This window comes from Fictibacillus fluitans (assembly GCF_030418125.1).
GTDB lineage: Bacteria > Bacillota > Bacilli > Bacillales > Fictibacillaceae > Fictibacillus_C > Fictibacillus_C fluitans.
This window is the reverse complement of record NZ_JAUHTR010000001.1, coordinates 563050-575696: the sequence shown is the minus strand read 5'-3', so window position 1 is coordinate 575696 and position 12647 is coordinate 563050. Positions and strand designations below refer to the sequence as shown.

The following is a 12647-nucleotide window of genomic DNA, read 5'->3' as shown; positions in this document are numbered from 1 at the left end:
AGATAGGGCTAGAATTGTAAGCGTTTAGTACATATTTAAACACACAAGCTTATACCCATCTCAAGAATCAGCGCGCTTATTTTCGACAGGAAAAGAGCGTATTTTTATACATTGAGATTCATTTTTATTTTTCAATGAAGCTGTGGATGAGTATACAGATGAAACGAATAGAAGGGGTGGAGTTCATGATTGATCAACTTTCCTGGAAAGTTGGCGGACAGCAAGGGGAAGGAATCGACAGTACCGGTGAAATTTTTGCCATGGCTTTAAACAGGCTTGGATACTATCTCTACAGCTACCGGCACTTTTCCTCTCGAATAAAAGGCGGCCACACGAATAATAAAATCCGCGTAAGTACAAAGCAAACCAGATCGATTTCTGATGATCTGGATATTCTTGTCGCATTTGACCAGGAAACGATTGATGTTAATATACATGAAATGCGTGACGGCGGTGTTGTCATCGGTGATGCCAAATTCAATCCGGCCGTTCCTGAAGGATCAAAAGTGAGGCTTTTCTCTGTACCGTTTACAGAGATTGCCAATGAACTTGGAACATCACTCATGAAGAACATGGTAGCCATCGGAGCAACGAGTGCAGTTCTCGACCTTCCAGCTGAAGCGTATATCGAAGTAGTGGAAGAAATCTTTTTAAGAAAAGGCGCTAAAGTCGTTGAAAAGAACATGGAAGCGATCAGAAAGGGTGCAGCATATTTTACAGACGCAGCAGGCGGACCTCTTGAAGGCTTCCAGCTGAACAAGGCGGATGGTCAAAAACGGATGTTTATGATCGGCAATGATGCGATCGCTCTTGGTTTTGTGGCAGGCGGCGTCCGTTTCATGTCGGCTTATCCGATTACACCGGCGTCTGAAATTATGGAATACCTGATCAAAAAACTTCCACAGTTTGGCGGAACCGTTATTCAGACAGAGGATGAAATTGCTGCGGCCACGATGGCAATCGGTGCAAACTATGCCGGTGTCCGTACGGTTACTTCTTCAGCAGGACCGGGACTTTCACTGATGATGGAATCAATCGGCCTTGCCGGCATGACAGAAACGCCGCTTGTTATCGTCGATACGCAGCGCGGAGGCCCGAGTACAGGACTTCCTACCAAACAGGAACAGTCCGACTTGATGGCCATGATTTATGGCACACACGGTGAAATTCCAAAGGTCGTCATGGCGCCAAGCACCGCAGAGGAAGCCTTTTATGATGCAGTGGAGGCGTTGAATATTGCTGAAGAATACCAGTGTCCTGTTATTCTTTTGACCGATCTTCAGCTTTCCCTCGGAAAACAGTCTGTTGAACCGCTTGATTTCAAAAAAGTGGAGATCCGCCGCGGCGCATTAGACTTGAATGCTGAGCTTCCCGAAGTGGAAGGCGGTTATTTCAAACGGTATGAATTAACAGAATCAGGCGTCTCACCGCGTGTAATTCCAGGCATGAAAAACGGTATTCATCACGTAACCGGGGTTGAGCACGATGAAACGGGCAAGCCTTCTGAAGTGGCGTCCAACCGTTTGAAACAAATGGATAAACGCTTGAGAAAGCTCAAGAATTTAAAATTCAATACACCCGTCGTGAAATACACACCGAACGAGGAAGCAGAACTGCTGCTCGTCGGGTTTAATTCCACCCGTGGCGTGATTGAAGAAGTCATTCCCCGTCTTGAAGCAGAAGGAATTAAAGTGAATCATGCGCACCTTCGCCTGATTCATCCGTTCCCGCTTAAAGAAATGAAAGAATTGGTGGATGCAGGGAAAAAAGTTGTGGTTATCGAAAATAATGCAACGGGTCAGCTTGCCAACATTCTCAAGATGAACCTTGGGTCACACGAAAAGATTGAAAGCATCTTGAAATATGATGGTAATCCTTTCCTTCCATCGGAAGTTTTCAATAAATGCAAGGAGCTGGTTTAAGTGGCGACGTTTAAAGAATTCAGAAACTCAGTAAAACCCAACTGGTGTCCTGGATGCGGTGATTTTTCCGTTCAGGCATCCATCCAGCGGGCAGCAGCCAACGTGGGTCTTGAACCGGATGATCTCGCCGTCATTTCCGGCATCGGCTGTTCCGGACGGATTTCCGGTTATATCAAATCCTATGGCTTTCATGGTATCCATGGACGTGTGCTTCCGATTGCCCAGGGAGTTAAAATGGCAAACCGGGATATGACGGTAATTGCTTCTGGCGGTGACGGTGATGGATTTGCCATCGGAATGGGACATACCGTTCATGCGATCCGCAGAAACATCGATGTTACGTACATTGTCATGGACAATCAGATCTACGGGTTAACCAAAGGGCAAACGTCCCCGCGGTCCGCTGAAGGCTTTAAGACGAAAAGTACGCCGGAAGGTTCTGTAGAGTCTGCCATCGGGATCATGGAGCTTGCTCTTACTGCAGGCGCCACATTTGTGGCACAGAGTTTTTCCAGTGATTTAAAAGAATTAACTTCGATCATTCAAAAAGGGATCGAGCATAAAGGCTTTTCTCTGATTAATGTGTTCTCTCCTTGCGTGACGTATAACAAAGTGAACACGTATGACTGGTTTAAAGAGCACTTAACGAGTCTTGATACGATTGAAGGCTACGATTCCTCCAACCGCATGCAGGCCATGCAAACCTTAATGGAGCATGACGGACTGGTCAAAGGAATTATCTATCAAAACACACAGAAGCAATCCTACCAGGATTTAGCTCATGGTTACAGCAAAGACGCACTCGCACATGCCGACCTCAATATGGATGAGCAGAAATTCAATGACCTTGTAGCCGAATTTATGTAAAAATAGAAAAGGCATCCTGAACCTTGTTCAGGATGCCTTTTTTTGTTGTGAAAGCGCCAAGCGGAGCTTCTTGTTTCGTGCGATGGAGAACATATTGATCAAGAGAAAAATCATAGTAATGTAAAAGATGTCTTTAATATTATAGGAGGCCGCAACAAATGTGCCGAGCAGCGGGCCCAGCAGATTTCCGAGAAACCGGGCAGAAGAACTGAGGCCGAAAGCGGTCGCCTGAAGATGAGCCGGAGCAAGTTTTTTTACAAGCACATTTAACGAAGGAATCATTCCGCCGATAAAGAGGCCGAGGAGAAAGCGACCCGCAAGCAGGAGCCTGATGTCGGTGGCCAGTACTTGTGGAATAAAAGCCAGGGCAGCCATGATCAGAGAGAACAGGAGCACTTTCCGCTGTCCGATTTTATCACCGATTCTCCCAAGGATAGGTGAACCGATAAGATTGGCGACCCCTGTCACTGCGCTGATCAAACCGACGATCAGGGTTAAATGCTGCCCATGATAAATGGTTCGCGTATAAAGCGTGATGATCGGCTGAATGCTCATCATGGCTAGCTGGGTGATGGCAGCTGCTATGAAAATAGGAAAAAGCGGCCGCAATGCTTTGTATTCTTTTTTCTTCTTTTGCGCCTTTTTCGTTTTCACGGTTACATCTTCATGGATAAGAAACAAAACGACCAGCCCGGCGATTAATATCAGACCGCCTGTTACAAAAAAGACCCCTTCAAAGCCGAACACTTCAGATAAAAAGCCGCCGATCAATGGACCTACCAGTGTTCCGACAATCTGGCCCGTTTGCAGGGTACCCAGTGATCTTCCGGCATGCTCATCAGGAGTAACCGACGCCTGAAGGGAGATGCTCATGGAAATAAAGCCTGAAAACAATCCATTGATCAGCCGGAGGACCAGCAGCTGGCCCGGACCGGTGACTAAGCCCATCAATGCGGTAATGGCTCCCATTCCAATGGCGGAGCGGATGAGCATCACTTTTCGTCCGTAGCGGTCGGCAAGCGAGCCCCAGAGAGGCTGAAACAAAAAGGAGGTAATAAACTGAGCGGAAAATATCCAGCCGGTCCAATGCTCCACCTGATGGATATTATGGACGCCAAGCTTTTCAATATATAAGGGTAAAAAGGGGATAATCAGACTCATGCCGGCAGCAATCAGAAAATTGGCCGGCCAGAGAATCCATAAGGAGCGTTTCCAGTACATAAAACCATCTCTTTCGTTCGCAAAGTATCTGATTCTATTTTACTCTTTTTTATTAATAAAGTGAAATATAAGTATTGTTAATTACATAGTTGTTACCTTGTCAAACATTCCTTTTGCGCTGGAAGTCTGTTATAATATTGAAGTTATGAAAGAAACGGCCCCAGAACTTTAGGGAGGAATTGCAGTGAATCAAACAGGATCAACACCTGCGAAAGATAAAGAAAAAACGACGAAGGACTATGCTGGTTATTTTCAGACAACCTACCAGCCTCCGTCATTGAAGGACGCAAAAAAACGCGGAAAAGAACAAATTAATATCGTAAAAGATTTTGCCGTCGATGAAAGCTTAAGAAACATCGGTGACGGCAAGAAATTTTATATCAGAACGTACGGCTGCCAGATGAACGAGCATGACACAGAGGTAATGGCCGGAATCCTTTCGGATATGAGCTATGAAGCAACAACTGACATGAAGGAAGCAGACCTGATTTTGCTGAACACATGCGCCATCCGGGAAAACGCGGAAAATAAAGTGTTCGGTGAACTCGGTCACTTAAAACCCATGAAAGTTGAAAATCCTGATCTTTTAATCGGTGTGTGCGGCTGCATGTCCCAGGAAGAATCAGTTGTAAACAAGCTGCTGAAAACTTACGACCAGGTTGACATGATCTTTGGCACCCACAACATACACAGATTGCCTCAAATTGTTAAAGAAGCCTACTTTTCCAAAGAGCGGGTGGTTGAGGTTTGGTCCAAAGAGGGAGATATCGTAGAGAATCTTCCCCGTGTGCGCAAGGGCAACATCCAGGGCTGGGTCAACATCATGTACGGCTGTGACAAGTTCTGTACGTATTGCATCGTTCCGTATACCCGTGGAAAGGAACGAAGCCGCCGTCCTGAAGATATTATTGAGGAAGTAAGACACCTTGCCCGCAACGGCTATCAGGAAGTCACATTGCTTGGGCAAAACGTCAACGCATATGGCAAAGACTTTGAGGATATGGAGTACGGGCTAGGCGATCTTATGGATGAAATCCGTAAAATCGATATCCCGAGAGTCCGTTTTACAACAAGCCATCCACGTGATTTTGATGACCATCTGATCGAAGTGCTTGCCAAGGGAGGAAACCTTGTGGAGCATATCCATCTGCCGGTCCAGCACGGGAACAGCGACATTTTGAAGCTTATGGCCCGAAAATATACCCGGGAACATTTTCTTGAGCTCGCCGGCAAAATCAAGAGAGCGATTCCGAATGCTTCATTTACAACAGACATCATTGTCGGGTTTCCAAATGAGACCGAAGAACAGTTTCAGGACACCTTATCCCTTGTAAAAGAAGTGGAATTTGACGCAGCTTATTCATTCATCTACTCGCCAAGGGAAGGAACTCCGGCGGCTAAAATGCAGGATAATGTTCCACTTGAAGTGAAAAAGGAAAGGCTTCAGCGTTTGAATGCCCTTCTGAATGAAATTTCTCTCCGCAAGAACCAGGCCTACCTTGATACGGTGGTCGAGGTGCTCGTGGAAGGGGAAAGCAAGAAGAATCCGGATGTACTGTCCGGTCATACAGCCTCCAATAAAGTAGTAAACTTCAGAGGGCCGAAGTATTTGATTGGCAAGATTGTCAAAGTCCATATTAAAGATGCAAAAACCTGGACATTAAGCGGTGACTTAGCAGACGAAAAGGCGGGAGTGGTTTAAGGATGAGCTTTACAAAAAGTGATATTTTAGACAAAGCAAAAGAATTGGCCGAAATGATTGCTCAAACTGAAGAAGTTGATTTTTTCAAAAAAGCAGAACAGCAAATCAATGAAAATAACAATGTATCCACACTGGTTGCCCAAATCAAGCAGCTGCAAAAGCAAGCAGTCAACCTTCAGCATTATGGCAAGCACGAAGCCCATAAAGAAATGGAAGCCAAGATCGATGCTCTTATGGCGGAAATGGATGGCATTCCGGTTGTACAGGAATTCAAGCAATCACAAGCAGACGTTAACGACATTTTACAGATGGTGTCACATACGATTTCCAACACCGTTACCGATGAGATCATTGAATCGACCGGCGGAGATCAGTTAAAAGGAACCACAGGATCAGCTGAAAGCTGTGCAAGCGGAAACTGCGGCTGCCATTAAGACGAAAGACCAGGAGAATCTAACATTCTCCTGGTCTTTTTTTATTGTAATTTTTAATTTCACATACCGTATGAAAATATTAAATTTATTAAAAACAGGTCACCATCTGGGCCTTTTACATAAACTGTATTAACGGATTCATAAAAAAATAGTTAGCACACTAGTCATTCGCCCTGCATAGGATGAAATGAAGATTGGAAGAGGAGGGGTTAAGTCTATGGCCAACATAGATCAAGATCTGAATTACAGAGAGATAATCTGCAAGGCGGTATGCGGCAAGGGACGAAAATTCTCTCAGTCGACACATACGATCACTCCGAGTCATAAACCAACGAGTATCCTGGGAAGCTGGATTATTAATCATACCTATAAAGCTGCCAGGTCGGGTGATGACAGTGTAACAGTGGAAGGCAGATATGATGTAAACATTTGGTATTCATACAACAATAATACGAAAACGGAAGTATGCACGGAAACGGTAGGCTATAAAGATGAAATCATTCTGAGTACAAGAGATGAACATGCCACAGGCAAGGACCTTGAAGTGTCAGCACGATGCATCCAAGCTCCGAACACGCTCGAATGCACCATTTCACCGAACGGCAGCCGTATGGTCATTCAGTGTGAACGGGAATTTGTTTGTGATGTGATCGGCGAAACGAAGGTTTGTGTTTATGTCAATTCCGATGCCAAGCCGGATGAGTGGGAAGATAAGGATTGGGATTACGGACTTGACGATGAGGATGTTGAAGATATCGACCAGTTCTTCATGGGCGAACTGGAGGAATAAGAGCACAAGGAAGAAGGACACTTCTTCCTTGCTTTTTTATGTAGGAAAGGGTTGGTTTTCTTAAGTCTTCACAATCGTACTATGCTATAATGAACTATTGAAAAAAGTACTTAGAAGTTAGGTGAAAGCATGGCCCAATATACTCCCATGATCCAGCAGTATTTAAAAATTAAATCGTCGCACCGGGACGCTTTTTTATTTTTCAGGCTCGGTGATTTTTATGAAATGTTTTTTGAAGATGCGGTTAAGGCATCTCAATTCCTTGAAATTACATTGACAAGCAGAGATGGCGGAACAAAAGAGCGCATACCAATGTGCGGCGTGCCCCATCATTCTGCCGCCAACTATATTAAACAGCTTGTAGAAGCCGGAAATAAAGTGGCCATCTGTGAACAGGTGGAAGACCCGAAAGTCGCAAAAGGAGTCGTAAAACGCGAAGTGATCCAAATCATTACACCGGGAACGGTTATGGATCACAACCTTCTCAAAGAAACGGAAAATAATTTTATAGCATCCGTTGCCTTTGGGGAGGAAGAATACAGTATTGTGCTAAATGACCTTTCCACCGGTGAACTGAAAGGATATCAGTTCCGGGGAGATGCCTCCATGCTGATGCAGGAGGTACAAGCCCTTCATGCAAGGGAAGTAATATTGTCTTCCCGGGTTTATGAAGAAATCGCGGAACCGCTCCGGCTGCGCTTCCAGATCACAAGCTCCATTCAGGATGAGTCGGAAGTGCCCGGCCCCTTTGCCCATTTGCTCGGGGGAAATGAAAGTCCCCTGCTGAAGGAAGCGTGCGGCCGGCTGTTTCACTATTTGCTGCACACACAAAAGCGGGCATTGGAACATATACAGCCGGTCAGTGTCCAGCATCTCAATGAATACATGAAGCTCGACAGCTTTTCGAAACGAAATCTTGAGCTGGTGGAAACGAACAGGGCAAAAGGCAAAAAAGGTTCACTGTTATGGCTCCTTGACCGTACGGTAACGGGAATGGGAAGCAGAAGGCTCAAGCAGTGGATTGAACAGCCCCTTCTTATGCCGGAACAAATCACACAGCGGCTTGGTGTAGTGGAAGAGCTGATGCAGGAATTTTTCGTCCGCCAGGAGCTGCGCGATCAGTTGAAAAAGGTATACGACCTGGAACGGCTGGCAGGGAAAGTTTCGTTCGGGAATATTACAGCGCGTGACCTGATTCAATTAAAGCACACCCTTGGAAGTGTACCTGGAATCAAGCAGAGTCTTTCACAGCTGAAAAATCCATACAGCCTCGAAATATCGGAGAAGATGGATTTGCATGAAAATTTATTTGACTATCTTGAACGGTCGCTGCATGACGATCCTCCTCTTTCCATTAAAGAAGGCGGAATCATTAAAGATGGTTACCATGAAGAACTGGATACATACCGTGATGCCAGTGTGAACGGGAAAGCATGGATCGCTTCCCTTGAGCAAAGAGAACGAAATGAAACAGGGATTAAATCTTTAAAGATCGGATACAACCGGATCTTTGGTTATTTTATAGAAGTCACCCGTTCCAACCTTTCACAGATTCCGGAGGGCCGTTATGAACGGAAACAGACACTTGCCAATGCCGAGCGGTATGTTACTCCTGATCTCAAAGAAAAGGAGCGTCTTATTCTTGAAGCCGAGGAAAAGATGGTCGCGCTTGAGTATGATTTGTTTTTACAGATAAGAGAACACGTCAAAGGCTACATCCAGTCTCTTCAGGAGCTGGCCAAACAGCTGAGTGGAATTGATGTGCTTCAGGCATTTGCCACCGTCAGCGAGGAACAGCGCTATGTGAAGCCGGTTCTTTCCGGTTCCAACCGTGTTGAAATCATCAATGGCCGCCATCCGGTGGTGGAAAAGGTAATGGATGCGCAGGAATATGTGCCAAATGACATCAGTTTAAACTCTGAGCGTTCCATGCTGCTGATTACAGGGCCGAACATGGCCGGTAAAAGCACGTACATGAGACAACTTGCTCTTACGGCGATCATGATGCAGATCGGCTGCTTCGTACCGGCCGATCAGGCAGAGCTTCCTCTTTTTGACCAAATTTTCACCCGGATTGGTGCGGCCGATGACCTCGTCGGAGGGCAAAGTACATTTATGGTGGAAATGCTTGAAACGAGGTATGCCTTGAAAAAGGCTACGAGCGAAAGCCTCATTCTGCTGGATGAAATCGGAAGAGGTACATCCACCTATGACGGCATGGCTCTGGCCCAATCCATCGTTGAATATATTCACCACCATATCGGAGCCATGACGCTGTTTTCCACCCATTATCATGAACTGACCGTACTGGAATCCGAACTGAAGTCACTGAAAAACGTGTATGTATCGGCAATTGAAGAACAGGGCAAGCTGGTGTTTCTTCATAAAGTCATTGATGGACAAGCTGATAAAAGCTTTGGGATTCATGTGGCACAGCTGGCAGAACTGCCAACAGGCGTAATTGAACGGGCGAAGGAAATTTTGCTGGATTTTGAATCCAACGACAATTCTCCTAAAAAAGCAGTGAAAGAGGCTGAAAAGGCCGCAGAAGAGGACACACAGCTCAGCTTGTTTGCCGAAGAAACCCGCTCAAGCAAAAAAAGGGAAGCTTCTGCGGTGGAGCAGGAACTGAAATCCTTGAACCTACTCGAGATGACACCGCTCGATGCAATCAATGCGTTGTTTAAACTGCAAAAGAAAGTGAAATAAAGGAGACGATCAAGTGGGGAAAATTATCCAACTGGACGATCACCTATCCAATAAAATTGCTGCAGGTGAAGTTGTTGAACGACCCGCATCTGTCGTGAAGGAACTAGTAGAGAATTCGATCGATGCGCACTCTACCCGCATTGAAATCGAACTGGAAGAGGGAGGGCTTTCCCTAATCCGGATTATTGACAATGGAGACGGGATTGAAGCCGGGGACTGCGAGCTTGCTTTCAGCCGGCATGCCACGAGTAAAATAAAAGAAGAACAGGACCTGTTTCAGATCCGTACGATGGGCTTTCGCGGAGAAGCGCTGCCCTCCATCGCTTCTGTATCCCACATGGAAATGAGTACAGGGACAGGAAACGGTCCGGGGACGTCACTTGCGCTTGTGAAAGGACAGGTGCAATCCCTATCTTCCACGAACGCAAGAAAAGGAACAGACATTACGGTCCGTCATTTATTTTATAATACACCGGCCAGGCTGAAGCACATGAAGACGATCAATACAGAGCTTGGAAACATTTCGGATGTCATCAACCGGCTGGCGATGGGTCATCCGGAAATTTCATTCCGGCTGCGGCATAATGGCCGGGATATGTTAAATACAAATGGCAGCGGTAATGTGCTGAACGTTATCGCTGCCGTTTACGGAATGAACGTGGCCAAAAATATGGTGCCAATTTCAGCGAAATCCCTGGACTACGAAATCAACGGTTATATTGCGAAGCCCGAAATTACAAGGGCGTCAAGAAATTATGTTTCCTTGTTCATGAACGGCAGATATATCAAAAATTACAATGTGCAGCGGGCGGTCCAGCAGGCGTATCATACACTGCTGCCGATTGGAAGGCACCCTGTCGTTGCTTTGTCCATCACGATGGATCCATCCATTATTGATGTGAATGTTCATCCTTCCAAGCTTGAAGCAAGGCTGAGCAAGGAGCCGGAGCTCACCGGCCTGATTGAAGAAGAAGTAAGAAATGTTCTCCGGTCCCTGAGACTCATTCCAGAACCGGTAAGGGTCGAACGAAAACCGCAAAAGGACTACTCGGAGCAAGGGGCGTTTTCATTTGAACACCGGTTAACTTCCCCATCTGAGACGACCATAACGGAAGCTCCTAAAAGAGCTTCCGAATGGGAGGCGCCTGCACAGCTTCAGGAAGAACCTGCTGCTTTCAGCCCGGCAACCGCTTCTCTTGAGCCAGAGGAAACAGATCACGGTGCAGACAGCCGGGAGGAACCATTCATCCTGGAAGAAGCACCATCATTTAAGCCGGAACCTGTAGTAATGCCACAGGTTCAACGAGAAGAAGAAAATGAAAAAGTACCGGTCATGTATCCGATCGGGCAAATGCACGGAACCTATATTATTGCTCAGAATGAAGAAGGCATGTATCTGATTGATCAGCATGCGGCCCAGGAACGGATCAAGTATGAATTTTTCAGAGAAAAAGTCGGTCAGGTAGCTTCAGAGCTGCAAGAGCTTATGATCCCGCTCACTTTCCAGTTTACGAGCAAGGAAGCACTGACGATCAATGATAACCTTGAAGCTCTCCAACAGGTCGGAGTGTTTCTTGAACCCTTCGGATCCGGCACCTATATTGTAAAAGCCCATCCCCAATGGTTTCCATCGGGATATGAACAGGAAAGCATTGAGGATCTTGTCGGCCAGGTATTAAAAGACAAAAAGGCGGATATTAAAAAATTGCGTGAAAAAGCAGCCATAATGATGTCCTGCAAAGGGTCCATCAAAGCTAACCATCATTTGCGCAATGATGAAATATTCTCGCTGCTCGAAACCTTGCGGAAGAGCGAAGATCCTTATACCTGTCCGCATGGCAGGCCGATTATCGTGCACTTTTCAACCTATGAAATGGAAAAAATGTTCAAGCGTGTGATGTAATCATTAAAACCGGTGCTCAGAAAAGGTGATGGCACCGGTTTTTTCTTTTTTGGTTTTTTAAGCGTTTTCGTATATGATAGGAAGAAACAGCGTTAAATCTAATGAACGATTGATAGGAGTTTTTATGAAAGAACGATTGATTGTAATTGTAGGTCCCACAGCGGTCGGAAAAACAAAAACCGGAATAGAACTGGCTAAAGCTCTGAACGGCGAGGTGATCAGCGGGGATTCCATGCAGATCTACAGGGGTATGGACATTGGGACTGCCAAAATTTCAAACGAAGAAATGGAAGGCATTCCGCATCACTTGATTGATATTAAAGATCCGTGTGATTCCTTTTCTGCGGCAGAATTTCAGGAACGGGCCAAAGCATGCATTACGGAGATTAACAGGCGCGGTAAAGTGCCCATTATTGTAGGAGGCACCGGCCTTTATATCCGCTCAGTTACCCATCAATACATGTTTTCAACGGCTTCCGGCGATGAACAATACCGTCAGCAACTGGAGAATATTCTTTCAGAAAAAGGGGCGGACTGGCTGTTCGCCCTGCTCCAGGAAAAAGATCCGGAGAGCGCTGAGCGGATTCATCCCAACAATGTGAGAAGGGTCATCCGTGCACTGGAAATTTATCATGTGACCGGGAAGACGATGACAGAGACTCTCAAGGAGCAGGAACAATCTCAAGATTCACCATACGATTTGACCATGATCGGACTCTCCATGGACCGCGGCCTGCTGTATGAACGCATCGATGAACGGGTGGATCAAATGATGTCCCAGGGACTTTTGGAGGAAGCGAAGCGTTTATACCACGAGGGGGTCCGGGACTGCCAGTCGGTCCAGGCGATCGGCTATAAAGAGATCTATGAATATTTGGAGGGCCGTTTAACGCTTGAAGAAGCGGTTGAACTGCTGAAGCGGAACTCAAGACGATATGCCAAGCGCCAGTATACCTGGTTTCGGAACCAAATGGATATTCAATGGTTTGATATGTCCGCTTTAAACTTTTACGAGAAATTTAATGAAATCAGATTATTTGTAGAAGGAAAAGAAAAGAACTTGTCGAATGACTATTCTAATGGCAAATGAGGAGGACTG

At 45.9% G+C, this 12647-nt stretch carries 9 protein-coding genes; 8 read left to right on the top strand and 1 reads right to left on the bottom strand.

The features are described from left to right. Positions 1-185: 185 nt before the first annotated feature. Both QYB97_RS02790 and QYB97_RS02785 read left to right on the top strand, forming a co-directional pair. Positions 186-1922 (top strand): 2-oxoacid:acceptor oxidoreductase subunit alpha, encoded by a 1737-nt coding sequence (locus tag QYB97_RS02790; RefSeq protein ID WP_301164421.1) that lies wholly within the window; start codon positions 186-188, stop codon positions 1920-1922. After that, positions 1923-2789: a 2-oxoacid:ferredoxin oxidoreductase subunit beta gene (locus QYB97_RS02785; RefSeq protein ID WP_301164420.1), complete on the top strand. Its 867-nt coding sequence runs from the start codon at positions 1923-1925 to the stop codon at positions 2787-2789. 27 nt (positions 2790-2816) lie between these two features. Here the strand turns inward: QYB97_RS02785 and QYB97_RS02780 are convergent, their stop codons facing one another. Next, positions 2817-4010: an MFS transporter gene (locus QYB97_RS02780; RefSeq protein ID WP_301164419.1), complete on the bottom strand. Its 1194-nt coding sequence runs from the start codon at positions 4008-4010 to the stop codon at positions 2817-2819. A gap of 184 nt (positions 4011-4194) precedes the next feature. Here QYB97_RS02780 and miaB point away from each other — a divergent pair, with 184 nt between their 5' ends. The 6 genes from miaB (at position 4195) to miaA (ending at position 12638) form a co-directional block, all read left to right on the top strand. Further along, positions 4195-5712, top strand: a complete 1518-nt coding sequence (gene miaB / locus QYB97_RS02775) for a tRNA (N6-isopentenyl adenosine(37)-C2)-methylthiotransferase MiaB (protein WP_301164418.1) — start codon at positions 4195-4197, stop codon at positions 5710-5712. Positions 5713-5714: 2 nt separating this feature from the next. Then, positions 5715-6146 (top strand): YlbF/YmcA family competence regulator, encoded by a 432-nt coding sequence (locus QYB97_RS02770; RefSeq protein ID WP_301164417.1) that lies wholly within the window; start codon positions 5715-5717, stop codon positions 6144-6146. A gap of 217 nt (positions 6147-6363) precedes the next feature. Further along, positions 6364-6936: an outer spore coat protein CotE gene (gene cotE, locus QYB97_RS02765; protein WP_301164416.1), complete on the top strand. Its 573-nt coding sequence runs from the start codon at positions 6364-6366 to the stop codon at positions 6934-6936. Between the two features lie 129 nt (positions 6937-7065). Next, on the top strand, positions 7066-9645 hold the full coding sequence (gene mutS / locus QYB97_RS02760) for a DNA mismatch repair protein MutS (RefSeq protein WP_301164415.1): 2580 nt from the start codon (positions 7066-7068) through the stop codon (positions 9643-9645). 13 nt (positions 9646-9658) lie between these two features. Beyond that, positions 9659-11548, top strand: a complete 1890-nt coding sequence (gene mutL, locus QYB97_RS02755) for a DNA mismatch repair endonuclease MutL (RefSeq protein ID WP_301164414.1) — start codon at positions 9659-9661, stop codon at positions 11546-11548. 112 nt (positions 11549-11660) lie between these two features. Further along, complete coding sequence (gene miaA, locus QYB97_RS02750; RefSeq protein ID WP_301164906.1) at positions 11661-12638, top strand: tRNA (adenosine(37)-N6)-dimethylallyltransferase MiaA; 978 nt, start codon at positions 11661-11663, stop codon at positions 12636-12638. The last annotated feature ends 9 nt before the right edge of the window (positions 12639-12647 follow it).